The organism is Glycomyces sp. NPDC050141 (assembly GCF_055586545.1).
On record NZ_JBVJHZ010000010.1, the window covers coordinates 21,723 to 45,522 of the forward strand.

22 protein-coding genes are annotated in these 23,800 nt (G+C 70.6%); 8 read left to right on the top strand and 14 right to left on the bottom strand.

Annotation, left to right across the window (positions count from 1 at the left end; translation table 11 throughout):
- Positions 1-6 precede the first annotated feature (6 nt).
- Positions 7-1,869, bottom strand: coding sequence for a DNA primase (dnaG, locus tag ACZ60M_RS08640; RefSeq protein ID WP_465416106.1), 1,863 nt, complete (start codon positions 1,867-1,869; stop codon positions 7-9).
- A gap of 309 nt (positions 1,870-2,178) precedes the next feature.
- On the opposite strand from dnaG, the gene ACZ60M_RS08645 reads away from it, so the two are divergent.
- On the top strand, positions 2,179-4,938 hold the full coding sequence (locus tag ACZ60M_RS08645) for a hypothetical protein (protein ID WP_465416108.1): 2,760 nt from the start codon (positions 2,179-2,181) through the stop codon (positions 4,936-4,938).
- Positions 4,939-5,016: 78 nt separating this feature from the next.
- Positions 5,017-6,204: a tRNA dihydrouridine synthase DusB gene (gene dusB, locus ACZ60M_RS08650; protein WP_465416109.1), complete on the top strand. Its 1,188-nt coding sequence runs from the start codon at positions 5,017-5,019 to the stop codon at positions 6,202-6,204.
- Positions 6,205-6,261: 57 nt separating this feature from the next.
- Here dusB and ACZ60M_RS08655 read toward each other — a convergent pair whose 3' ends face one another.
- Together ACZ60M_RS08655 and ACZ60M_RS08660 are read right to left on the bottom strand one after the other, a co-directional pair.
- The gene (locus ACZ60M_RS08655; RefSeq protein ID WP_465416111.1) at positions 6,262-6,522 is read right to left on the bottom strand and encodes a type B 50S ribosomal protein L31; all 261 of its coding nucleotides are present in this window, start codon (positions 6,520-6,522) and stop codon (positions 6,262-6,264) included.
- A complete protein-coding gene (locus ACZ60M_RS08660) occupies positions 6,519-7,775 on the bottom strand; it encodes a CobW family GTP-binding protein (RefSeq protein WP_465416113.1) in 1,257 nt (418 codons plus the stop codon). The genes ACZ60M_RS08655 and ACZ60M_RS08660 overlap by 4 nt, the downstream gene beginning before the upstream one ends.
- A gap of 64 nt (positions 7,776-7,839) precedes the next feature.
- Between ACZ60M_RS08660 and rpmB the strand changes: the two genes are divergently transcribed.
- The 4 genes from rpmB to ACZ60M_RS08680 all read left to right on the top strand — a co-directional run bounded on the left by rpmB (position 7,840) and on the right by ACZ60M_RS08680 (position 8,995).
- Entirely contained in the window at positions 7,840-8,076 is a 237-nt protein-coding gene (gene rpmB / locus ACZ60M_RS08665; protein WP_465416115.1) for a 50S ribosomal protein L28, read from the top strand.
- A complete protein-coding gene (gene rpmG / locus ACZ60M_RS08670; protein WP_465416117.1) occupies positions 8,076-8,246 on the top strand; it encodes a 50S ribosomal protein L33 in 171 nt (56 codons plus the stop codon). Before rpmB ends, rpmG begins: the two co-directional genes overlap by 1 nt.
- Entirely contained in the window at positions 8,246-8,551 is a 306-nt protein-coding gene (rpsN, locus tag ACZ60M_RS08675; RefSeq protein WP_465416118.1) for a 30S ribosomal protein S14, read from the top strand. Before rpmG ends, rpsN begins: the two co-directional genes overlap by 1 nt.
- Before the next feature lie 228 nt (positions 8,552-8,779).
- Complete coding sequence (locus ACZ60M_RS08680; RefSeq protein WP_465416120.1) at positions 8,780-8,995, top strand: hypothetical protein; 216 nt, start codon at positions 8,780-8,782, stop codon at positions 8,993-8,995.
- Between the two features lie 7 nt (positions 8,996-9,002).
- On the opposite strand, the gene ACZ60M_RS08685 is transcribed toward ACZ60M_RS08680, so the two are convergent.
- Positions 9,003-10,160, bottom strand: a complete 1,158-nt coding sequence (locus tag ACZ60M_RS08685; RefSeq protein ID WP_465416122.1) for a hypothetical protein — start codon at positions 10,158-10,160, stop codon at positions 9,003-9,005.
- 67 nt (positions 10,161-10,227) lie between these two features.
- Between ACZ60M_RS08685 and ACZ60M_RS08690 the strand changes: the two genes are divergently transcribed.
- Complete coding sequence (locus ACZ60M_RS08690; RefSeq protein ID WP_465416124.1) at positions 10,228-11,109, top strand: hypothetical protein; 882 nt, start codon at positions 10,228-10,230, stop codon at positions 11,107-11,109.
- A 1-nt stretch (position 11,110) separates the two neighbouring features.
- Here the strand turns inward: ACZ60M_RS08690 and ACZ60M_RS08695 are convergent, their stop codons facing one another.
- The 3 genes from ACZ60M_RS08695 to ACZ60M_RS08705 all read right to left on the bottom strand — a co-directional run bounded on the left by ACZ60M_RS08695 (position 11,111) and on the right by ACZ60M_RS08705 (position 17,475).
- Complete coding sequence (locus ACZ60M_RS08695) at positions 11,111-12,487, bottom strand: glycine--tRNA ligase (RefSeq protein WP_392961111.1); 1,377 nt, start codon at positions 12,485-12,487, stop codon at positions 11,111-11,113.
- A gap of 209 nt (positions 12,488-12,696) precedes the next feature.
- Positions 12,697-15,600, bottom strand: a complete 2,904-nt coding sequence (locus ACZ60M_RS08700) for a tetratricopeptide repeat protein (protein ID WP_465416126.1) — start codon at positions 15,598-15,600, stop codon at positions 12,697-12,699.
- Positions 15,601-15,663: 63 nt separating this feature from the next.
- Positions 15,664-17,475 carry an HSP90 family protein gene (locus ACZ60M_RS08705; protein ID WP_465416128.1) on the bottom strand — a complete coding sequence of 604 codons (1,812 nt, stop codon included), beginning with the start codon at positions 17,473-17,475 and terminating at the stop codon, positions 15,664-15,666.
- Positions 17,476-17,745: 270 nt separating this feature from the next.
- Between ACZ60M_RS08705 and ACZ60M_RS08710 the strand changes: the two genes are divergently transcribed.
- Positions 17,746-19,005 (top strand): hypothetical protein, encoded by a 1,260-nt coding sequence (locus ACZ60M_RS08710; RefSeq protein ID WP_465416130.1) that lies wholly within the window; start codon positions 17,746-17,748, stop codon positions 19,003-19,005.
- Here the strand turns inward: ACZ60M_RS08710 and ACZ60M_RS08715 are convergent.
- The 7 genes from ACZ60M_RS08715 to ACZ60M_RS08745 form a co-directional block, all read right to left on the bottom strand.
- On the bottom strand, positions 19,002-19,886 hold the full coding sequence (locus ACZ60M_RS08715) for a hypothetical protein (RefSeq protein ID WP_465416132.1): 885 nt from the start codon (positions 19,884-19,886) through the stop codon (positions 19,002-19,004). The genes ACZ60M_RS08710 and ACZ60M_RS08715 overlap by 4 nt on opposite strands.
- Positions 19,883-20,257, bottom strand: coding sequence for an antibiotic biosynthesis monooxygenase (locus ACZ60M_RS08720; protein WP_465416134.1), 375 nt, complete (start codon positions 20,255-20,257; stop codon positions 19,883-19,885). The genes ACZ60M_RS08715 and ACZ60M_RS08720 overlap by 4 nt, the downstream gene beginning before the upstream one ends.
- Positions 20,258-20,266: 9 nt before the next feature.
- Entirely contained in the window at positions 20,267-20,665 is a 399-nt protein-coding gene (locus ACZ60M_RS08725) for a Fur family transcriptional regulator (RefSeq protein WP_465416285.1), read from the bottom strand.
- 26 nt (positions 20,666-20,691) lie between these two features.
- The gene (locus ACZ60M_RS08730; RefSeq protein ID WP_465416136.1) at positions 20,692-21,006 is read right to left on the bottom strand and encodes an ArsR/SmtB family transcription factor; all 315 of its coding nucleotides are present in this window, start codon (positions 21,004-21,006) and stop codon (positions 20,692-20,694) included.
- A gap of 62 nt (positions 21,007-21,068) precedes the next feature.
- Positions 21,069-21,950: a metal ABC transporter permease gene (locus ACZ60M_RS08735; RefSeq protein WP_465416287.1), complete on the bottom strand. Its 882-nt coding sequence runs from the start codon at positions 21,948-21,950 to the stop codon at positions 21,069-21,071.
- Between the two features lie 17 nt (positions 21,951-21,967).
- Positions 21,968-22,729, bottom strand: coding sequence for a metal ABC transporter ATP-binding protein (locus ACZ60M_RS08740; protein WP_465416138.1), 762 nt, complete (start codon positions 22,727-22,729; stop codon positions 21,968-21,970).
- 15 nt (positions 22,730-22,744) lie between these two features.
- A complete protein-coding gene (locus ACZ60M_RS08745) occupies positions 22,745-23,746 on the bottom strand; it encodes a metal ABC transporter solute-binding protein, Zn/Mn family (RefSeq protein ID WP_465416140.1) in 1,002 nt (333 codons plus the stop codon).
- Positions 23,747-23,800: the final 54 nt, after the last annotated feature.

The window sequence follows — 23,800 nt, forward strand, 5'->3', positions numbered from 1 at the left end:
GGCCCGCTACTCGAAGGCGTTGGCGGCCTGGTCGCGCAGGGAGCGGACGTGCTGTTCGAGGCCCATGAGCTGGCCGAAGAGCTTCATGTACTCGTCTTTGTCGGTGCTGGGGTTGATGCGCTGGAGACGGCGCTTGAGGTCGGCGACCTCGGACTCGACGACAGGGCGCTGGATGCGGGCGAGGATGGTGCGGACGTAGAGGCCGTCCGGTTCGCCCGCGAGGCGCAGCTCCTCGACGGCGAGCTCGCTGACGAGGGCTCCGGCGGCGATCTCGGTGCAGGCGTTCTGGACCGCGGCGATCCAGTTCGGGCCCGCGGCGGCGCGGGCGGCGCCGCCTGCGGCGGCGACGGCCTCGCGGACGGCGCGGTAGTTCGGGTCGGTGTACGGCGTGGCGTCGACCGCGTCGAAGTAGGGCCCGGCGACCTGCGGCTGCTGCAGGGCCACCTTCAGGACCTCGCGCTGGGCGCGCAGCTGGGTCGAGTCGGCGCGCGGCTCGCGCTTGGGCCCGGCCGGGGCCTCGGGCTGCTGCCCGGCGGCCGCGCCCTGGACCGCGCGGCGCAGCTCGGCCTTCTCCTTGCCGAGCCGCCCGGCGTAGACGCCGATGTACTCCTCGACCAGGCCGCGGTCCTTGACGCGGGCCAGGAGCGGCGCGATGGCGCGCGTGGCGTGCAGGCGGCCCTCGGCGGTGTCCAAGTCGTGCTTGGCGATCGCGCGTTCCAGCGCGAACTGGACGAGCGGCGTGTGCCGCTCGATGAGCTCGCGCACGGCCGTGTCCCCGGCGCTCTGGCGCAGCTCGCACGGGTCCTGCCCGCCGGGGGTGACGGCGATGTAGGTCTGGGAGACGAACCGCTGCTCCTCGTCGAAGGCCTTGAGCGCGGCCCGCTGGCCCGCCTCGTCGCCGTCGAACGTGAAGATGATGCGCCCGTCGGCGGACTCGGAGTCGAACAGGAACCGCCGCAGGATGCGGATGTGCTCGGGCCCGAACGCGGTGCCGCAGGTGGCCACGGCCATCGGGACGCCCGCGAGGTGGCAGGCCATGACGTCCGTGTAGCCCTCGACGATCACGACCCGGCCGGTCTTGGCGATCTCCTTGCGCGCCAGGTCGATCCCGTAGAGGACCTGGGACTTCTTGTACAGCGGCGTCTCAGGGGTGTTGAGGTACTTGGGGCCCTGGTCGTCGTCGAAGAGCTTGCGGGCGCCGAATCCGATGACCGAGCCGGACGAGTCGCGGATGGGCCACACGAGGCGGCGGCGGAAGCGGTCGATGAGATTGCCGGTGCGCGAGGGCTTGGCGAGCCCGGCGGTGTTCAGCTCCTCGGCGGTGAAGCCCTTGGCGCGCAGGTGCTTCGCGAGCGCGTCCCAGGAGTCGGGGGCGTACCCGCAGCCGAAGGTCGCGGCCGCCTCGCGGTCGAAGCCGCGCGCGGTGAGGAACTGCCGGGCCGTCAGGGCCTCGGGCGAGAGCAGCTTGGCGGTGTAGAACTCGGCGGCGGCGGTGTGGGCGTCGAGGAGGCGCTGCTTGAGGCCGGGCGCGCCGGAGGGGCCGCGCTGGACGCGGCCGTCGACGTCCTCGTACGTGAGCTTGAGCCCGGCCTTCGCCGCGAGGCGCTCGACCGCCTCGACGAAGGTGAGGCCGTCGAGCTCGGTGAGGAAGGTGATGGCGTCGCCGCCGACGCCGCAGCCGAAGCAGTGGTAGACGCCGCGCGCGGGGGTGACGTTGAAGCTCGGGGAGCGCTCGTCGTGGAACGGGCACAGGCCCTTGAGGTTGCCGCCGCCCGCGTTGCGCAGGGTGACGCGCTCACCGATGACATCGGCGATGTCCACGCGCTCGCGCACCAACTGGATATCGGCGTCCCGGATTCGCCCCGCCACTGTTCACCTCTTTTCGCCGCTCCCCATTCTGCCCGGTCCCCCCGACAGTCCGCTCGCAGACGCCGCCCGGTGTGAGCCCGCGACCCGGATAGGCGGACACCGCGTACCGCGTTGACCACGTAGCGCAGCCGCAGGTGAGTGATCGGCCACCGTGGACGGGTCGCGGAGGTCACGTCGCGAAGCCGACTCGCGGAAACCGTTGGCGCAGATCAGGACCGGTGCGACGGCCCGCTGTAGCATGGTTCTCGTTAGCAATTTTCCCGACCACGCCTCACGCGAGCGCGGTCCGATCCGCTAGAGTCGCCTATCATGCCGGACCCATCGCCCGAGCAGCCGCCCTCCTGGCCTCCCACCAGTGAACCGGCGGCCACACCCACCAATCCGCCCCGAATCACCGCGCGCGGAGTGGGCCACCTGCCTTCCCAAACGCCTGATCCTGAGCCTTCGGCGGCCGACCGCTTCATGCGCCCGCCGACCAGCCACGGCGAACCGCCGCAGCAGGCCGAAGGGTACGACGAGCTCGACCCGGAGGCGCGCCGCAGCGAATGGGGCGCGTTCGACGACGCGACCCCGTCGGTGCCGCAGCAGCCGGGCCCCCAGGACCAGTACGGGAACGCGCAGTACGGCGAACCCCAGTACGGCCAGGCCCCGCAGTACGGCGGGCAGCCGCACGCGCCGGAACCGGCCGCATACCAGGAACCTCCTGCGCCGCAAGGCGAATGGGGCGAGGCACCCGACTGGCCGCCGAAGTCGAGCCAGGACTGGATGCACCAGCAGTCCCAGACCGGCTGGGGCCTCTCCGGCGGCGCCGCCTGGACGGGCGAGACCCCGCCTCCCGCCGCCGCACCCGAGGCACCGGCCGAGCAGCCGTTCGGGAACGCCCCGCAGGCCCCCGGGTTCGACCCGCCGACCTACGACGCGCCCCGCCAGCCCGCCGCCGAGCAGCAGGGCGGCCTCGAATTCCCCGAGCTGCGCTCGGACCCGTACGAGCAGGACGTCTACGGCCACAACCAGTACCGCGCCGAAGCGGGCGGCCAGGACCTCTACCAGAACGACCCGTACCAGGCCGACCGCCTGCAGGCCGAGGCCCAGCAGGCCCGCGAGGAGTACCAGGCGCAGCAGTCGGGCGCGTTCCCGCACGTGCCGCAGCAGCCCGGATACGAGCAGCAGGCCCCGTACGGCTCGGGCGCCGACGCGTTCGCGCAGGCCGAACCGCAGCAACCGGACCCGTACGCGGCCGCGCCGCAGCCGGACCCGTTCGCAGCGCAGCCCGACCCGTACGCCGCCCAGGACGCCTACCCGGCCGCCCCGCAGTCCGCGTACGGCGCGCCCGCCGGATACGGCGACCAGCCCGAACCCGCGTACGCCGAGCAGGCGCCCGCGCCCGAAGCCGCCCCTGCGCCGCCCGCTGAGCAGCCCGAGGCCCCGGCCGAGCCGGCGCCGAGCACCACCCGCGTCTCCCCGCCGACGCACCGCGGCGTCCGCTACGCCATCTACGGCATCGGCGGGCTCATCACCCTCGGCCTGATCATCGGCATCGTCCTCCTGCTCGGCGCCGAACCGCCGCGGGAGCCCAGCGAACCGGGTGAAGAGAGCGGCAACGCCAGCGAGGACACCGGCGCCGACGACGCCCTCACCCCCGAGCGCTACACCGAACTCGCCGCCGCCGCGGGCAGCGCCGAATGGTTCTCGTGGCGCTACGGCGAAGCCGGGCAGAACGGTGCCGAAGAGCTCGCGGCCGCCAGCGGCGACGCGCTCGCCGCCGAACCGCTCTTCGGCGACGCCGACCGCAGCATCCAGGGCCAGCTCGGGTACGTCACCGACGAGTCCGGGCTCACCGGGGTCGACCACGTGACCGTGGTCGAGTCGACCGACACGGCGCTGGGGCTCACGCCCCGCGCGGGCGGGCGATTCACCGACCAGGGCCGCCCCGAACTCGAACTGCAGGAGGGCCCGACCGCCGACTGCGTCAGCGCGCTCGGCGCCGAACTCGGCAGGCCCGTGGCCCTCGCGCGGCCCGAGCAGAGCGCCGAGGTCAACGCCCACTCCGTGATCGCGTTCTCCTCCGGCGTCATCGCCACGGCGGGCATCAGCGGCGCGCAGGGCGGCACGTGCCTCCAGCTCCCGGACGGCCAGGTCCCGACGGACGTGGCGCTCACCGACGGCAACGAGCTCGCGCTCGTCACCACGTGGACGCCCGAGTCGCAGACCGGCTCGCTCGTCGTGATCGCCTTGGGCGACAAGAAGGGCTCGTACCAGTCCAGCTGGTCGCAGTCCTACCCCGGCCTGCCGAACGCGGGCCACTTCGGGGCCGCCGAGATCGTCGGCACCGTCGCATTGCCGTTCACCGCGCCTACCTCGGTCGACGCGTGGTCGAACTCGAACGGCTCGCTCTCGGCCGAGCGCAGCACCACCGAAGGCGGCGCCGGACGCGACCAGGTCGCGACCGCCGGTTACGCGATCGTCGGCGACCTGAACGCCAGCCAGGTCGTCTCCATCGACCTCGCCTCCACGCTCGAAGGCCTCTCGGCGAAGCACTACGACGGCGCCGAGTTCACGTTCGACGCGACCGCTGGGGAAGCCACCGGCTTCGACGGAGGCGTCGCCGACGTGGCCGCGGCCGAGGGCGCCTCGGCCGTGGCGACCGCTGACGGCACCGTCCACGAACTCGACGGCTCGCTCAAGGAGACGGCCGCAACCGAGGTCGGCGCGAACCCGACCTGCCTGGTCGTGGGCACCCAGAGCGGCGCGTTCATCGCGACCAGCCGCGGCGAGGCCACCGTCAGCTGGGTCTCCGGCGGCGAGGTGAAGAAGGAGCTCGCGGACTCGCGCATGGCAGACCCGCTGTGCGCCTCCGAGACGCCCGCGCTGAACGCCAAGGGCTACAACGGCACCGCCGCGGTCGTCCTGGTCACGGACTACACCGGCCAGAAGCTCCACTCGTACCTCGACGGCCAGGCCTCGATCCCCGGCGGCGCCACGGTCGGCGGCGACGGGTTCTCCTACGCCGGGTCCTACGAGGTCGCGGGCAACCCGTGGGCCGCGTCGGTCACGGTCGATCTCGAATAAGACGAAACGCGACGACGAGGGCCGCCTGGCAATTACCGGGCGGCCCTCGTCGTTGCGGTCACTCCTGCGCGCTTTGGCATGCGTCCGCGCCGCTGGGATACTTGGTCGGTGACCGAATCGCTCTCGCTCGCGGGCAAGCCCGTGAACCCGCCCGTCGTCCTGGCCCCTATGGCCGGGATCACGAACCTGCCGTTCCGCAAGCTCTGCCGCGAGCAGGGGGCGGGGATCTACGTGTGCGAGATGATCACGACCGTGGCGCTCACCGAGCGCAACCCGAAGACGATGCGGCTGATCGAGTTCGACCCGGAGGAGACCACCCGCAGCCTGCAGCTGTACGGGGTCGACCCGGCCGGGATGCGCAAGGCCGTGCAGATGGTCGCCGACGAGAACCTGGCCGACCACATCGACCTCAACTTCGGCTGCCCGGTCCCGAAGGTCACGCGGCGCGGCGGCGGCTCGGCGCTGCCGTGGAAGCGGCGCCTGTTCCGCGAGATCGTGACGGCGGCGGTCGACGCGGCCGGGAGCATCCCCGTCACCGTGAAGATGCGCAAGGGCATCGACGACGACCACCTCACCTACCTGGAAGCGGGGAAGATCGCCCAGGACGCGGGCGTCGCGTGGGTCGCACTGCACGGGCGCACCGCCGCCGAGCGGTACTCCGGCACCGCCGACTGGGACGCGATCGCGACGTTGAAGGAGCACCTGGACCTGCCGGTGCTCGGCAACGGCGACATCTGGGAGGCCGACGACGCGCTGCGCATGGTCGAGCAGACCGGCTGCGACGGCGTCGTAGTCGGGCGCGGCTGCCTCGGCAGGCCGTGGCTGTTCGGCGACCTCGAAGCCGCATTTAACGGCACCCAGAAGCGCATCATGCCGTCCCTCGGCGAGGTCGCAAAGGTCATGTACCGCCACGCGGAACTGCTGGTCGAGTGGATCGCGGGCGCCGAATCGTACGAGGCGCGGCGGAACATCGACGCGGAGGAGCACGGCTGCCGCGAGTTCCGCAAGCACGTGGCCTGGTATCTCAAGGGCTTCCCGATCGGCGGCGACATGCGCCGGGCGCTCTCGATGGTCTCGCACCTCAATGAGCTCGAAGACCTGCTCGGCAAGCTCGAAGGCGACGCGCCGTTCCCCGAGTCGACCATCGGCAAGCCGCGCGGGCGCACCAACTCCCCCGGCAAGGTCACGCTGCCCGAAGGCTGGCTCGACGACCGGGACGACCTCACGGTCCCCGTGGGCGCCGAGATCGACTCCTCGGGCGGCTAGCAGACGCGGAAAAGGGGCCTCCCGGTGCCGGGGAGGCCCCTTTCGTCTTGCCTACGGCTACTCAGCCTGCTTGGGCTGCTGTCCGTATTTCTTGTAGAACTTGGCGACACGGCCCTCGTCGTCGAGGACGCGGCTCTTGCCGGTCCAGAACGGGTGCGAGGCAGAGGAGATCTGCACGTCGATCACCGGATAGGTCTTGCCGTCCTCCCACTCGACGGTCTCGGCCGAGCTGACCGTAGACCGGGTGAGGAAGGAAAAGTCTGCCGCGCGGTCGCGGAAGACCACGTAGTCGTACTTCGGGTGAATACCTTGCTTCATGCCTGGTTCCTCTCCTTGCTTTCGAAACAACCGCCGAAGGGGTCGGGGTATTCCCGCCACGCTGCGAAGCCTTCGGCGAGCTCCGCGTCGGTCAGCAGGCAGGCGTCGAGGACGCCCGCGAGTTCGTCGGCCGCGAAGTGGATACCCACGAACGCCAGCTGTATCTCCCGGTCCCCGAAATCGGCGTCCCAGTGCAGGTCGGCGTTGACGCGCCTTTCCGGGCTCGACTCGTCCCACTCCTCGTCCGGCGTGGCCGCGAGCCAGCGCCCCATATCGCCCATCGAGACGCCGCCGCCGCTGGACTCCCAGGCCACGATGTGGTCGGGCTGCCCGGCGAGCCACAGGTGGCCGCGTCCGCGCAGGGTCCGCCCGGCGAGCGTCGGGAGGGCCTGGTGGAAGCGTACGGGGTGGAAGGGGCGGCGGGCGCGGTAGACGGAGGCGACGACACCGCAGTCCGGTTCGGGCTCATGGCATCCGACGGTGTAGCCCTCGATCCCGCGCCCGTACGGCTCGGGCGCGTCGGGGTCGAAGCGGCCGCTGCGGCGGATACGGGTGGAGAGCCATACGGGCTCCAGGATGTCGAGCACCAGGTGGCGGGCCCAGGGGTTGAGGCGCTGGAGCAGCACGGACAGGCGCGTGTGCTCGTAGTCGAGTTCGGAGTCGGGGGCCCACAGGAGCACGGTGTCGGCGAACTCGATCTGGCGGGCGGCGACCTCGGAGACGGAGCGGGTGTCGTCGTCGGCGGCCTGGAGACGCTGGTCGGCGAGGTCCTTGTCGGAGTCGAGGGTGTCGAGGAGGGTGGCCGGGTCGCAGACGGCGACGACGGAGTCGATGCGGACGGCGTCGGTGACGGGCGCGCCGTCGACGTGGCACCAGCCGCAGGCGGTGGTGACGGCCTCGGGCTCCATGGAGGGCGGGAGGACGAGGGCGAGGTCGCTGGCGGGCCGGGCGCGGGCGAGGCGCACGAGGGCCGGGAGGAGGTCTTCGCGGATGGTGCAGTTGATGCAGCCGTGTTCGAGGGTCACGCGCTCGTCTTCGATGAGCCCGCGTCCGTCGCGCACGATGCGGCGGACGGTGCCGTTGTCGAGGAGTTCGGCGAGGTCGTAGGTGACGGTGAGGAGCGCCGGGTCGGCGCGGGTGAGGAGTTCGGCGGCCTCGCGGGTCGCCTTGGGGGCGAAGCCGGTCAGGAGTGTCAGTGCGGGCCGCAGGTCGGCTGGTGACACGTCGGAACCGGGTTGTGCGAGCTGGCTCATGAGGCCTCCGATCTTTGTTGAAAACGATTGTCATTATACTGGCTCTCACGAGAGGAGGACGACCGTGTCCAGAACATGCGAGGTGACCGGCGCCGGCCCCGGCTTCGGCAACAACGTGCCGTGGTCGAAGAAGAAGACCCGGCGCAAGTGGAACGTCAACCTGCAGCACAAGCGGTACTACCTGCCCAGCGAGGGCAGGCACGTGCGGCTCCGGCTGTCGGCCAAGGGCATCAAGGTGGTCGACCGCGACGGCATCGAGTCCGTGGTCGCGAGGCTCCGCGCGCAAGGGAAGAAGATCTGATGGCGAGCAAGAGCACTGACATCAGGCCGGTGATCAAGCTGAAGTCGACCGCCGGGACGGGCTACACGTACGTGACCCGCAAGAACCGCCGCAACAGTCCGGACCGCATGGTCCTCAAGAAGTACGACCCGGTCGTGCGCAGGCATGTCGAGTTCAGGGAGGAACGCTAGTGGCGAAGAAGAGCATGATCGCGAAGCAGCAGCAACGCGAGGTGCTGGTCGAGCGCTACCGGGAGCAGCGGGCCGAGCTCAAGCGGCTCGTCGCCCACCCGGGCACCGACCCGGAGGTGCGAGCGGCGGCCGTGGTGAAGCTCCAGAAGCTCCCGCGCGACTCCTCGGCGACGAGGCTGCGGAACCGGGACGTCGTGGACGGCCGCCCGCGCGGGTTCAACCGCCGGTTCGGACTGTCGCGTGTCCGACTCAGGGCGATGGCGCACCGCGGCGAATTGCCCGGTCTGCGCAAAGCATCCTGGTAGTAATTCGCCACACACCGGGCAAATGCCGCGCCAGGTGAACGCCCTCTTGCGACTCTATGGAATGAAAGCGTTATACGACCGTCGCAAGAGGGCGCTATGGTGGGCGTTGCGAGTGCGCTGTGAGACTGCTCTCAAGCCCGGAACCATGTGAGCTCCTCCTGCGTTTGACTCGATGAACGATGGAGCGGCGAAGCGATCAACGCGAGCCGCACACGAGTTGGAGAAGCGATGGCCCAGCAATTGGAGACCGCCCCGGCAGTGTCGCCCGCGCAGTCTGCAGCACCGCAGAGCGAGCCCAGCCCGCTCGCCGCGACCGCCGACGTGCCCGCCAGCCCCGCCGCCCTCTGGGCGTCGGAGAGCCGCGCGAACTACTCCATCACGCACACCGCCGACCAGGTCGAGCACGCCTGGATCGACTGCGGCTGCGTCATCCACAGCGAATAGCCCCGCGCTACTCCCTGACCTCGACCAGGGCCCGGCAGTGGTCCTCCGACAGGCCGTACTCCGTGTCGATCGAGAACCCGGCGTCCACATCGAAGGCCGCGTAGAGCCCGCCCACCCAGATCGGGCAGCTCACCAGCGCCGTGCGCGTCTGGCCCTCCTCGGTGATCTCGACCCGCGCGCGGGCCTCGCCCGGCAGCGACGACTCCAGGGCGAAGCCCGCACCGTGCTCGTACCAGAGGCGTTCGGCGCGCACTTCGGGGTAGACCTCGATCTGCCACTGCGCCCCGGGGGCGAGCGCCAGTTCGCGGTCGGGGTCCGCAGGGAAGTTGAACGGGCAGCCGCCGCCCGAGGGGTCGGCGGCGCAGGCGTCGTAGTGCTCGCGCAGGGCCGCGTTCACCGCGTCCTCGCCCTCCTGGTTGACCACGAGCCACGGCGAGGGCATCCAGGTGTCGACGTAGTCCGCTTCCGGCGAGTAGTACTTGTTCCCGAGCACGAGCATCGTGCGGTCGCCGTCGAGATCCAAAGTGGACGGCAGATCGGGGTAGAACTCGTAGTACCCGGGCAGGAGCATGACGTACGACGGCTCCGCCTGCAGCTCGACGGGCATCTGGACGCCGTTCAGGTCCAGGAACTCCAGGACGCCCCAGACCTCGGTCTCGACCATCGCGTCCTTGATCTGCGCGTCCCCGCGCTCCACGACCACGTGGTACCGGTGGCCGAGGCGGTCGCCTGCAGCGCTTTCGATCTCGGCGTACACCTGGACGCTGGCCTTGCCGTCGCCTTCGTCCTCGTAGGCCACCTGGGCGACTTCGGTGACCTCCCAGCTCGAGTCGAGCGCATCGGGCACCAGGAAGGCGCCTTCGGCGTCGTCCTGGTCGGTGAAGGCGAGCGCGGCCTCCACGTCGCCCTCGTGGACCGCCTCGAGGAAGCCCTGGACGGCGGCCTCGGCGAGGGGCCGGTGCAGCGGGGACCACTTCACGACCGTGACCGCGGCGGCGGCCAGCGCGACGGCAATGGCCGCATAGGCCAAGGCGGCGTTGGGGACGCGCAGGAAGCGGCGGGTCGGCGAGGGGTCGGGTTCAGGGGCCTGAACGGGTCCGTCCGCGGCGCCCAGATCGATCATGTGCTCCTCGCCCCACCGCTGCGGGGAGGCGGATTCGGACACCCTCGCTCCTGTGACTCGACTGCTACCGTTGTCTTCGGAAAGTGTAGCGGTCTCAGCTAGGAACCCCATGCCCTCGAACCGGTGGCTCAAGCGCCCCGCATCCGCGATGCGGGACTTGGTGATCCATGCCCACATGCGGGCCGACATGCTGCCGCGCCTGCCGTTCGTGATCGCGCTCGTCGTCTCGGCGGTGGCGCTGGCGGTCGCGGTCGAGTACCGCCCCGCAGGGGACGCGCGGGTCGTCGCGGTCGAGGAGCTCTCGTCGGCCGAGCCCGAGGGGTACACCGACGAGGTCGCGTTCACCGAGGAGGAGGTCGAGCTCGAGATCCTCGAGTCCGGCTTCAGCAAGGTCGTCGACGCGAACGGCGTCGAGTCGGTGCTCGTCGCGGTCGTGGTCAGTAATCCGCACGACGGGGAGCTGATCCCCGGTTCGCTGTCGATCGTGACCGAGACCGAGCGCGGCTACCCGGTCACCCTGGACACCATGTACATCGGCTCGCTCCCGCCGTTCTCGACGGCGGCGGTCGGGTACGTGATGACCGGGAACACCCGCGGGGTGGACGTCGAGGACCTGAAGCTGCGCCCGGCCGACCCGTCGATGCTGTACCCCTCGGAGTTCTGGATCGACGAGGACACCGGGGTGCCGTACGAGATGGACCCGCTGCCGTCCTTCGCGTTCACCCGGGTCGAGCCGCTGGCGAGCCCCGACGGGTACCGGGTGCACTTCAGCGCCGAGGCCGCCAACGAGACTGACGCGCAGATCGCGGTGCTGTTCCGCGACGGCGACGGGACGCTGCTGGGCGGGCTCCCGGCCGACGCCGAACTCGTCTCGGGCGGGTTCCGGACGCTCCCGGAGGGCGAGTCGCAGCAGTTCGTGGACATCACCTCGGCGTGGATACCCGAAGGGGCCGACCTCGATCAGATCGAGATCGGCCCCAGCAGGTACTGATTTACAGGCGCTCGAGGAGGAAGCGCTCGACCTGGTCGATGGCGACGCGCTCCTGCTTCATCGAGTCGCGGTCGCGGATCGTCACGGCCTGGTCTTCGAGGGTGTCGAAGTCGACGGTGATGCAGTACGGGGTACCGATCTCGTCGGCGCGGCGGTAGCGGCGGCCGATCGCGCCCGCGTCGTCGAAGTCGACGTTCCAGCGCTTGCGCAGGGTCGCGGCCAGGTCCTTCGCCTTGGGCGACAGGTCCTCGTTGCGGCTCAGCGGGAGCACGGCGGCCTTGACCGGGGCCAGGCGCGGGTCGAAGCGGAGCACGGTGCGCTTGTCGACGCCGCCCTTGGTGTTCGGGGCCTCGTCCACGTCGTAGGCCTCGATGAGGAACGCCAGGACCGAGCGGGTCAGGCCCGCGGCGGGCTCGATCACGTACGGGGTCCAGCGCTCGCCCTTGGCCTGGTCGAAGTAGGACAGGTCGGCGCCCGAGTGCTTCGAGTGGGTCGACAGGTCGAAGTCGGTGCGGTTGGCGATGCCCTCGAGCTCGCCGAACTCGCTGCCGGCGAAGTTGAACTTGTACTCGATGTCGACGGTGCGCTTCGAGTAGTGGGAGAGCTTGTCCTTCGGGTGCTCGTAGCGCCGCAGGTTCTCTTCCTTCAGGCCGAGGTCGACGTACCAGTCCCAGCGGGTCTGCAGCCAGTACTCGTGCCATTCCTCGTCCGTGCCCGGCTCGACGAAGAACTCCATCTCCATCTGCTCGAACTCGCGGGTGCGGAAGATGAAGTTGCCCGGCGTGATCTCGTTGCGGAAGGACTTGCCGGTCTGCGCGATGCCGAACGGGGGCTTGCGGCGGGACGCGGTCATGACGTTCGTGAAGTTCACGAAGATGCCCTGGGCGGTCTCGGGGCGCAGGTAGTGCGTGTTCTCGGTGTCCTCGGTGGCGCCGAGGAAGGTCTTCATCATGCCGTTGAACATGCGGGGCTCGGTGAAGGAGCCGCGCGCGCCGCAGTGCGGGCAGGTGAGGTCGGCGAGGCCGTTCTCGGGCTCGCGGCCGTCGTGCTTCTCCTGGTAGGCCTCGATGAGGTGGTCCGCGCGGTAGCGCTTGTGGCAGGACTGGCACTCGGTGAGCGGGTCCGTGAACTCCTCGAGGTGGCCGGAGGCGACCCACACCTGCGGGTTGAGGACGACGGCCGAGTCGAGGCCGACCACGTCGTCGCGCTCGCGCACCATCGCGTTCCACCACTCGCGGCGGATGTTCTCCTTCAGCTCCACACCGAGCGGGCCGTAGTCCCAAGCGGAGCGGGTGCCTCCGTAGATCTCCGAACTGGGGAACACGAAGCCGCGGCGTTTGGACAGGCTGATGAGCGCTTCGGTGCGGTCTTGGGACACGATGATTTCCTCTCGATCCGGCTGGCGGTCGGTGAGACTGCGGATGGTTTTCTCTCGAACCAGACTGTTCGAGCGGCGGCCCGTTGTCGACTCAGTTTCAGTACTGATTCGATCCTCGGTGCACACGGAACACGCGTGCCCGCCAGTGGGCAAGCGTACCTCGCAGGAGCGCCGCGACTCGCCGCGCCCCGCTCAGCGAGTCGCGCCCGTCAAGCCTCTTCCGACTCCTGGCGCAGGTCCGCCAAGTGCCCCTCGAAACCCTCCCTGGCCTCGGCCGATTCGGGGGCGGTGAGCCAGGTCAGGGCGTCCTCCCCCACGTCGATCGCGCCCTGCTTGTCGCCGAGCTCGGCGAGCAGCCACATGGTCTGGTGCGCGGTCAGGCTCGCCCGTTCCAGCAGCAGCGGGCCCTCCCGGAACACGGCCAGCGCGCGGCGCTGCAGGTCGAGCACCGGTTCGGCCTCGTCGCGGTGCAGGCCCTGCTCGCCGGCCTGGCTCTCCAGGAACTGGAAGGTCAGCTGGGCGTGCTGGCGGTAGGTCTCGCCCAGCTCGAAGCGGGCGGCCTCGCGGAGCGTGCCAGGGGCCTCGGCGTCGGCGCGGACGGCGTGGAGGCGGGCGGCGATCTGCGCCATCGTCTGCAGGCCCTCGCCGAACGCGCTGTCGCCCATGATGGTGCGCAGCAGCCAGGCGCGGGCCCGGCTGACGCGAGTCCAGGACGCGAGGTCGCCGACCTGGTCGGCGGCCTCGATCGCGCGCGAGTAGACCTCGAGGGCGTGGTCGTGCTCGCCGAGCTTCTCCAGGAGCTCCCCGGTGAGGAACAGCGTGTCGGCGTACAGGTTGACGAGGTAGTCCTCCTCGGCGGATTCCATGAGCGCGAGGGCCGCGAGGCCGTGCTCGACGCCCTGTCGGGTGTCGCCCTGGCGGTCGTAGGACTCGGCGAGGTTGAAGCGCACGTTGCAGATCCGCCAGAGTTCCTGGTCGGGGAGGTCGTCGAGGGCCGCTTCGAGGAGCGGCACGGCCTCGGCGCGGCGGTCGAGCTCGACGAGGGCGACGCCCATGAGGTGGCGGGCGACGGCGGCCGGGACGGTCATCCCGGCGGCGTCGCAGTGGATCGAGGCCGCGAGCGCGTGCTCGTAGGTGGACTCGTGGTCGGCCGCGCGCATCGTGAACTCGGCGGCCTGGAGGTGGAGCTTCGCGGCGACCGTGTGGGACGGCTCGTCGCCGAGCGCGGTCAGCCCTTCGCGGCAGATCGCCAGGGCCGCTTCGAAATCGCCGGTGAGCCCGACCTGGTCGGCGAGGTCGGCGCTGGCGCGGGCGACGGCCCACCCGGCATCGGCGGAGCGGGCGAGGTCGATCTGGGCCGTGAGCAGCGCGGTCTTCAAGGCCGGGTCGGGTTCGAGGCGGGCGCGCAGGTCGATGAGGTCGCAGCGGCGGATGAGCGCGTACCGTTGCCCGGTGCACTCGGCGAGTTCGGCTTCGAGGACGCGGGCGCGCTCGTCGAGGTCGGCCGGGAGCGGCTCGGGGCTCGCGGTGGAGGCGAGGTACTCGGCGCGCATGGCGAGGACCTGGCTGGTGTGGAAGCTGCGGTCGTCGATGCGCTGCTCGTCCCGGAGGGCGCGCGCGGTCTGCACGATGCGCTCGGCGCCGTCCCGGACCTGCCCGGGTTCGGTCTCGGAGCGGTGGATGAGGAGGAAGGACTCGGCGACGAGGGCGCGGCCGGGCTGGCCTGCGGCGCCGAAGAGCTCGATGGCGCGGGCGAGCCCGTCGGCGACCGTGTCGGGGTCGTCGGCCTGCGCGGACTCGGCGTGGGCGATCTCGGCGCGGTGCTCGGCGATGAGCTCGATGCCGAGCGCGTCGGCGAGGGCGCCGACGCGCAGCCAGGCCTTCCACGTGTCCGGGGAGCAGTCGTCGTAGGCGGCGTACGCGGCGTCGATAGCGGTGTCGAGGTCCGGGCCCTGAACCTGCTCGGCCACGGGGGCCGCTTGGGCCGCTTTGGGTTTGGGCTCCTTGAGGCCCAGGTGCACCGGCTTGTCGTAGGGGGTGGACTCGGTGACGCACGCCGACATCGCGGAGTGGTGGTCGTTGCCGTTGCGGGCGTCGAAGCGGGCGCAGACCGCGGCCCGCTCGGCCTCGGCCCAGTCGTGCAGTGTCGAGGCGGTCCACTCCGTGCCCGTCGGGCCCGGCATCGCGGTGTCGGCGAAGCCGAGCGCGGTGAGGCGGCGGCAGGTGAGGACGGTGACCTCGAGGAGGCGCTGGCGGTCGCGCACGCCGAGGTCGAGGTCGTAGAAGCGGGCGTGGTCGGAGAGGATCTCGACGGCGCGGTGCTCGTTGCCGGTGAGGGCGCAGAACTCGACGTGCAGGGCGACCATGGGGACCATGTCCTCCTTGCCCTTGCACATCTGGTAGCCGCGCAGGTGGTTGGCGCGGGCCTCGTCGATGCGGCCGAGCTCGACGAGCGGCAGGAGGGAGAGCGCGAGCCCGTAGTGGGGTTCGTGGGCGCAGGTCTGCTCCCCGGAGAGGACGGGTTCGAGCATCTCCATGGCGGCGTCGGCGGAGTCCTCTTCGGCGTAGAACACGATGGTGGCCAAGGAGGTGTACTGGCAGGCGGTGCAGTCGGACATCTCGTCCTCCTCGGCCTCGCCGAGGGCCTCGATGGCGGCGGCGACCCGCTCGTAGTCGCCGACGTGGTAGGCCAGCTGCATCTCGTAGGCGGACGGGGCGTGCATGGAGAACCCGGCCTCGGCGTAGCGGCGGCGCATCTCCTGGAGCCAGTGCTCGATGGATTCGAGCGGCACGTCGGGCTGCTCGATCATCTTGTCGACGATCCACTTGAACGTCCAGTACAGGGAGCGCGTCAGGTAGGCGTCGAAGTGCGCGGGCTGGGAGTCGAAGTTGCGCAGGAGCCTGGCGAAGGGGACGAGGATGCGGGTCGAGTCGCGGGAGAACTCGTAGGCGTCGACCAGGCCGTTGAGGGCGTAGTTCTGGAGCTCGGGGTCGCCGACGGCGTCGGCGGCCTCGACCGCTCGCTCGAGGGCCGCGACCTTCGCCTCGCTGGCCACTTCGAAGCGGGCCTCGTTGAGCAGTCGCCAGATCTCGTCGGGGTCGGGAGTGGCCATACCAGTCCTTAACTGTCCTATGTGAGGAGTGCGCCGCGGGATTTGAAACGGATGGGGTGCGGCTCAGTCCTGGGTGATGTGTTCCAGCAGGTTCATGAAGGAACGGTTGAGGAGTGCGGTGTCGGCGCTGCGCAGCGGCCGGTGGCTCATCAGGAGCGCCTGACCGTACAGGGACTCGACCGCGGTGCCCGCGAGCCCGGGGTCGCCGATCCCACTGACGCGGCGGACGGTGGGGTTGCGGTGGTTGAGGACGAGCTGCGCGCGCGGCGCGTGCTGCTTGATGGAGGCGAGGATGCCGCCCCACAAGTCGTCGGCCTCCGCTTCCGCTTCGGCCCGTTGGCGTTCGCGGCGGGACTCGCGGTCGTCCAGGAGCAGCGCGGGCACCGAGACGGGGTTGAACTCGCGCACGACCACGTCCACGTCGACGGTGTCGAGCCGGGCGCGCGCGGCGTTCAGGAACGACTGCAGCGCCAGCTCGGTGGCGGTGTCGACCGGGTCGAGGCTCGCCGAGATCACGCCCGGCTGCAGGTTCTCGACCTTGATCTGCGGGTCGAGGCGCGGCAGGGCCTGCACGAGCTCGGTGTCGTAGGTGTAGCCGCCGTTGACGACGCCGATGCCCTGCGCGGCGGCGATCGGGGCGACCTGCCGGTACTCGTCCACGCTGGAGGCCAGGTAGATCGGCTGGTAGGCGCGGGCGAAATCGGGCAGGTTGGTGTGCCCGGCGGTGGTCTCGAACCGCAGCCACGGCAGCATCGCCGCGAGGAGTTCGGGGTCGTGGCGGGCGAGGGCCTTCACGCCGAGCTCGTGCACGGCGAGGAAGGCTTCGAGGCGGTCGGGATCCTCGGCGGCGAGGCGGGAGATCCACTCGCGGACCTGGGCGCCGATCGCGTCCCGGGCGACCGCGAGCGCCTCGTCGTCGTAGAGGGACTCGCGGGAGGCGGTGGGGCGCAGGGCATCGGTGTCGATCACGCAGCGCACGAAGAACGCCCACTCGGGGACCAGGTTGTCCGCGGTGTCGGTCAGGAGCATCCGCTTGAGGTGCACGCGGTGCGCCGGGCGGGTCGAGGGCGAGGTGGCGTGCGGCAGGACGAACGCGAAGCCCTTGAGGCCCGAGAGCGGGATGTCGAGGTCGATCACGTCGAGCGGCGGGAAGCCGAGCACCTGCTCGCAGTAGCTGTTCAGCGCGAGGCGGCGGGCCGTCGGGGTCGGGTGCGCCCGTTCCCACAGCGGCGGCGTGTCCGAGACTTCCACGGGCGTACCGCCGTCGGAGACGGTGATGCGCACCGGCAGCAGCGACCCGTACTCGCGGGCGAGGTCCACGACCCGCTTGGGCTGCAGCCAGTCCTCGCCGCGGCGGGCCTCGAGCTCGACCGTCGTGCCCGGCTCGGGGTGTTCGCTCTGCGCCACTTCGGTGACGGTGTAGGAGCCGTCGTCACGGGCGGCCCACCGGACCACGGGAGCGGACGGGTCCTTCGCCGAACGCGAGGTCACCGTGATGACCGAGGCGACGGTGAAGCAGGCGAGGAGGCCGATGCCGAACTGCCCCAAGAAGTCCCGTCGCGCGCCCTCGATCTCCTCGTCGCGCTTGGAGGAGCCGCCGATCGTGGCGAGCAGCTTGTGGACCTCTTCGAGCGTCAGGCCCACACCGGGATCGGTGATCCGCAGGCGCTTGCCGTCGGCGACGATCGCGACATGCTGGTCCCCCGCCTGGAAGCCGGGGTCGGTCTGGGCGCGCGCGGTGATGGCGTCCACCGCGTTCTGCAGCAGCTCGCGCACGTACACCTTCGGCGACGAGTACAGGTGGTGGGACAAGAGGTCCACCAGGCCGCGCAGGTCCACTTGGAAGGTATGGGAAGTGGGCGTCGTCTCAGCCACAGCGCGTCCTGCTTCACTCGGAGGTCGTTCGGCGTCAGTCAGACTAGCAAACCGCCGCATCACGGGAACGCGTGAAATGGACTCCCAGGGCGAACAGGGACGCGAAGGGATTGCGGCCCATGGCGAAGCTTGCGAGCCGTGAATGTGCAGTGCGGACACGCCCGAACCACCGTGAACCGGTGCGGACCACCCGATTGGGCGCCACCGGATTGGGTGCGGTCCGGTAAGGTGACCGCTACCGAAGCCCCGAATAATGAGGAACGCGCCCCCATGACCATGCCGCCCCCGCCCCCGGACCGGATGCACCTGCAGTACCAGCCCGCCCCTCCCCCGCAGCCCGCCCCGCAGATGGGCCCCGGCGGCGCGTACGGCCCGGCGCAGTACTCGCCCGAGCAGCCGCTCCCCGGTCAGCTCCCGCCCGCAGGGTTGTCGATGACCAAGCCCGGCACGATCACCGGCATCCAGGTCATCCTCTATATATTCCTGGCTGTCAGCGCGGTCGGGAACGTCTTCTCGGTCATGAGCATGGTCGAGTTCTTCAACCCGTTCAGCCTCATCGGCCTCGCGTTCGCGGTGTACTCGGCGATCCAGTCGCTCGCCAGCGGCGTGCAGATCGCGCGCGGCAAGCGCTGGGCGTGGATCTGGTCGCTCATCAGCGCGATCCTCGGACTCGCCTTGAGCCTCACCGGGTTCATCTACGGCGTCGTCATGTTCGACTCGGGCGGCGACATCATGCTCACGATCGCCGCGGTGCTTGTGGGCCTGTACGGCACGCTGCTGGGACTCCTGTGCTCCAAGTCGGCGCGGCAGTGGATCCTCATGCACCGCATCCAGAGAGGCGAAGTGCAGATGCCCGGCATGGCGATGGGCGCGATGCCCGGCGCGGCGCCGATGGGCATGGCCGCCCCGCAGGGCCCGGCCGAGCGCCCGGCCACCCGCCCGGGCGCGGTGACCTTCGCCGTCGTCGCGATGCTGCTCCTCGCCGCCATCTCCGCTTGGGGCACCGTCAACCTGATGCGCTTCGTGATCGCCTTCTCCGAGTACACCTACGGCGTGACCGATGCGCTCTTCGTCGCCGGACACCGGGCCCCGGTAATCGACCTGACGGTCCACGCGGTCTGCATCATCGGCGCGCTCATCGCGGCCCCGCTCGTCTTCAAGGGCAAGGTGGGCGGCCGGATCTTCGGCATCATCTGGTCGATCCTCGCGTTCCTCGGCGCGGGCCTGATCCTGACGTTCGTGATCATCGAGTACATCGACGGCCTCTACGACCTGCCGCCGCTGCCGGGCCAGGTCGACCCCGTGATCTCTGTGTTCGGCTGGAGCATCGGCCGACTCGCGCTCGTCACCCTGATCTTCATCCTCCTGCTGACCCCCGGCGTGCGGGCCTGGACGCCGGCGAAGCCCGCGACCGCGCTGATCATGATGGTGCCGATGGGAGGACAGCAGGCGCCGCAGCAGCCGGGTCCGTACGGGCAGCAGCCGCAGCCCGGATACCCGCCGCAGCAACCGCCGTACGGCGGGTACTAGACGTCGACTTCCTGCCAGCCGCAGACGCTCGTCGAGAGCGTCTCGCTGGTCTGCTCGATGGGGATGACGAGTTCGATCGCGGTGCCGTCCTGGAACTCCACGATGACGTTGCCGGTGGCGGCGTCCATGGGGCCGATCTCGGCGCCTTCGGCGTCCCAGCTGTCCCACTCGGGGATGTAGTCGTTGGCGGGGCGCTCGCGGTAGGGCTCGCAGAGCATCGCGTACGCGGTGTCCCAGTCGTCGGTGGCTACCGCGCCGATGAAGTCGCTGGCGGTGGCCTCGACCTTCTCGGTGATCGAGTTGGTGAACGTGACCAGCGCGATCACGAGGGCGGCGGCGACGCCGATGACCGCCAGCGTGCCGAGCGAGATGCCAAGGCCGAGTTTCAGTCCGAAGAGCCGGGAGTGCCCGGTCGGCGGGGCCGCGAACGGGACCGGGACGCCCGTGGGCTGCGGCGGGGCCGAGGGGACGGGCGGCGGCTCGACCTCTTTCGTGGTGGGCGGCAGCGCGAGCGTCACGTCGGTCTCGACGGCGAACGCGACGGGCGCGACCGACACCGGCTCCGGCTCTGCCAATGTACGGCTCGCAAGCGTCGCCGAGTCCGAAGGCTCCGGTTCCATCGGGATCGGGGCCGCGCCCGGTTCCGGGGCGATCTGCGCAGGCGCGACAGGTTCGGCCATCGGCTCGGCGACCGCTTCGACAGTCGTGCGCGGCTCGGCCTGGACCGGCTCCTGCGGTTGCGCCGCTTCAGGTTCGGGGGCCGGTTCCGCGATGGCGGTAGGCAGCGGCGGCGTCGGTTCCGCAGAGACCGGTTCGACCGGGACTTCCGGCGACGCGGCTTGGTCCTGTTGGGACGCTTCGGGATTCGGCCGGTCGGTCATCGGGCGGCCTCCCGGCGGGCCTCGTCGGGGTCAACGGTGCGGTCCGATCCGGTGCGCTGCGGCTCGCCGCCGGGCGCGCATTCGGCGAGCATTTCGAAGCCGGAGGCCTCGGGCAGGGCGCGCGAGAGCAGCGGGGTGGCCATCTTCACCTGGAAGTTGGAGAGCGCCCGGCGGTAGGAGCCGACGTCGCTCCACTCGGTCCAGAGCATCCAGGTCGCGTCCTCGCCGTCCGTGAACGAGTCGAGCGCCCGGGCGAGGCCGCCGCGCTCGTAGCCCGCGCAGGAGGCCAGCGCCGCGAGCGCGCCTTCGGCATCGCGGGAGAAGGCGTCCGTCTCGCCTTCGGTTACGGCGAAACGATATACAACCAGCACGGCGCCACCCTACTGTGCTTCGAAAGAACGCGAGCAGTCGGCGCAGAGGCCGTGGAGTTCGAGCGTGTGTCCGACCTCGGTGAAGCCGTGGTCGGCCGCGACCTTGTTGGCCCAGCGTTCGACGGTGGGCCCGGCGACCTCGACGGTCTTGCCGCACGAGCGGCATACCAGGTGGTGGTGGTGCTCCTCGGCCGAGCAGAGGCGGTACAGGTGGTCGCCGCCGGGCAGGCGCATGACGTCGACGATGTCGGCCTCGGCGAAGGCCTGGAGGGTCCGGTAGACGGTGGTGAGGCCGATCTTGGACCCGGCGTCGCGGAGGATCGCGTGGAGGTCCTGGGCGGAGCGGAAGGCGTCGTCGTGCTCGAGCAGTTCGAGGATCGCGGTCCGCTGCTTGGTGGAGCGGGCCATGTTCTCGGCCGGAGGCTTGGTGGCCACTAGCGTTCCTCTCGGGCGTGGTGCACGGCGTCGGTGACGATGTGCGCGATGTGGTCGTCGATCAGCGAGTAGGAGATCTCGCGGCCCGACCGGGTGCCGCGCACGATACCCGCTCCCCTGAGCACCCGCAAATGCTGGGAGACGAGCGGCTGGGTCACGCCGAGGGTCTCGACGATCTGGTGCACGTACTTCGGCCCTTCGGCCAGTTCCATGACGATCGCGATGCGCAGCGGCGCGGCGAGCGCGCGAAGCAGCTCCCCTGCCGCTTCGTAGTCGGCTGGGGTGGCTTCGGTTGGCTCGGTCTCGGGCTGCACCCCGCAAAAATATCGCGTCCCGGGCGCGTTCGCTGGCTCAGGTGGCGCGGGTCCCGCTCCGGTCATGCTTTCGCGGCGGGCAGTTCGACCTCGAGCGGCTCGCCTTCGGGCGGGAGGTGGCCGCGCCGGACGCGGCGGACGCGGTGCACGATCGCGGAGAGGACGGCGGTGACGACGAAGACGGCGACGCCGATGAGCACGATCGTGGACCCGGGCGGGACGTCCTTCGCGGCGGAGGCGACGACGCCCGAACCGGCGATGAGCAGGCCCGCGCCCATCGCGGCGAACATGGTCGCTTTGAACGAGCGCGTGAACTGCTGGACGGTGACGACGGGGATGACGAGGAGGGCGCTCACCAGGAGCAGGCCGACCGCGCGCATCGAGACCGAGACGGTGACGGCGGTGGTGATGAGCAGCAGCAGGTTGAGCGCGCCGACCGGGAGGCCGGAGACGCGCGCATACTGCTCGTCGGCGCAGATCGCGGTGAGCCAGGGCCGGAGTACGAGCATGAGGATCGCGACGACCGCGCCGCCGATCGCGATGGTCCAGACCTCGTCCCATCCGGCGGTGAGCAGCGAGCCGAACAGGTACTGCTGGAGGTTCGCGACGCCCTTGTCGGAGGCGATGCCGGTCAGGTAGACGCCGCCTGCGATGCCGCCATAGAACATCATGGCGAGCGCGACGTCGCCGGAGGTCTTGGAGTGGCTGCGCAGGATCTCCATGACGACCGAGGCGGCGACCGTGACGGCGAGGGTCGTCCACATCGGCGCGGCGCCGGTGAGGAAGCCGATGGCGACGCCGGTGAGCGCGATGTGGCCGAGGCCGTCCCCGATGAGCGCCAGGCGCTTCTGGACGAGGAACACGCCCACGGCGGGGGCGCAGAGGCCGACGACGAGCGCGCTGATGAGGGCGCGCTGCATGAACTCGTACTGGAAGTAGTCCAGGATCGACAGGTCGAGGTTCACTTGCCGCCCCAGATCGCTTCGTCGGTGGTGCCGTTGGCGTGCGGGTGGGCGTGCTCGTGGTGCGGGTCGGCGTGCTCGCCGACCGGGCGCGGCGGGGCGCCGTCGTGCACGACCTTGCCGTCGGCGAGGACCACGGCGCGGTCGAGCCGGTCGGTGAGCGGGCCGAGCTCGTGGGTGACGAGGAGGACCGCGCATCCGGCGTCGATCCGGTCGGAGACGACCTTGGCGAGCGCGGCCTGGGTCTCGGCGTCGACGCCGACGGTGGGCTCGTCCATGATGAGCAGTTCGGGGTCGGTCGCGAGCGCGCGGGCGATGAGGACGCGCTGCTGCTGGCCGCCCGAGAGCGTGTCGACCGAGCAGTGGGCGTGGTCGGCGAGGCCGACTTCGGCGAGGCTGCGGGTCACCGCTTCGCGGTCGGCGCGCTTGGGCGGCATGCCGAGGAGGCGGTGGGCGAGGCGGCCCTGCGAGACGACCTCGGCGGCCGTGGAGGGGACGCCGGAGGCCGCGCCCGTGCGCTGCGGGACGTAGCCGATGCGCTTCCATTCGCGGAAGCGCTTCTGCGGCGTGCCGAACAGCGCGATCGTGCCGCCCGCGAGCGGGACGAGCCCGGCGACGGCCTTGATGAGCGTGGACTTCCCGGAGCCGTTGGCGCCCATGAGGGCCACGGCTTCTCCGGGTTCGACGGCGAGGTCCACGCCGCGCACGACGGCGCGACCGCCGTAGGAGACGGTCGCACCGCTGACGTTGAGAACGGGCATTGGGCTAATGCTGCCTTATGCCGCGCCCAGCGCCGTCTGCAACGTGGCCAGGTTCTCGCGCATCACACTGAAGTAGTCGGCTCCGGCGTCCTCCTGCTCGGCGGTGAGGCCTTCGAGCGGGTTGAGGACGGCGGTCTCGGCGCCGGTCTCGGCGGCGAGGGTGTCGGCGATGTCGGGCGACACGAGGGTCTCGAAGAAGATCGTGGTGATGCCGTTGGTCTTGACGTACTCGGCGACCTCGGCCATGTGCTGGGTGTCGGGCTCCTGGTCGGGGCTCAGGCCCGAGATGGCGATCTGGGTGAGGGCGTAGCGGTCGGCGAGGTAGCCGAAGGCGGCGTGGGAGGTGACGATCGCGTCGCTGGTGCGCGACGCGAGGGCGTCGGTGAACTCGGCGTCGAGCGAGGTCAGGTCGGCGGCGAAGGCTTCCGCGTTGGCGGTGTAGTCGTCCTTGTTGGCGTCGTCGAGGCCCGCGAGGCCCTCGCCGATGGCGGTGCCGATCTGGCCGTAGCGCATCGGGTCGAGCCAGACGTGCAGGTCGACGCCGGTGAGCTCTTCGTCGTGCTCGTGGCCCTCCTCCTCGGCGTGCTCGTCCTCGGAGGCGGTGGCCTCTTCGGCGTGCTCTGCTTCTTCCTCGATGGCCTGCGTGTAGTCGTACTCGCTGGTCTCGACGGCGGTGAGCACGTCGAGGGACTTGTCGGCGGCGTACTCCTCGACGGCGGCGTCGAGTTCGGGGATGAAGCCCTTGAGGTAGACGACGTAGTCGGCCTCTTCGATCGCGGCGATGTCGGAGGGCTCGAGTTCGAGGTCGTGGGGCTCCTGGCCGGCCGGGGTGAGGTTGGTGACGGCGACGTGGTCGCCGCCGACCTGCTCGGTCGCGAACGTGAGCGGGTAGAACGCGGTGACGACGCTGATCTCGCCGTCGGCGGCGGGGTCGTCGGAGCCGGAGCCGCAGGCGGCGAGGGCGGCGGCCGCGGCGAGGCCGACGGCGGGCACGAGGATGAATCGGGAACGGCGCATGAGAGAACCTTGCCCAGTCATGACAATCATTGTCAACATCTAATATGAGGGGCC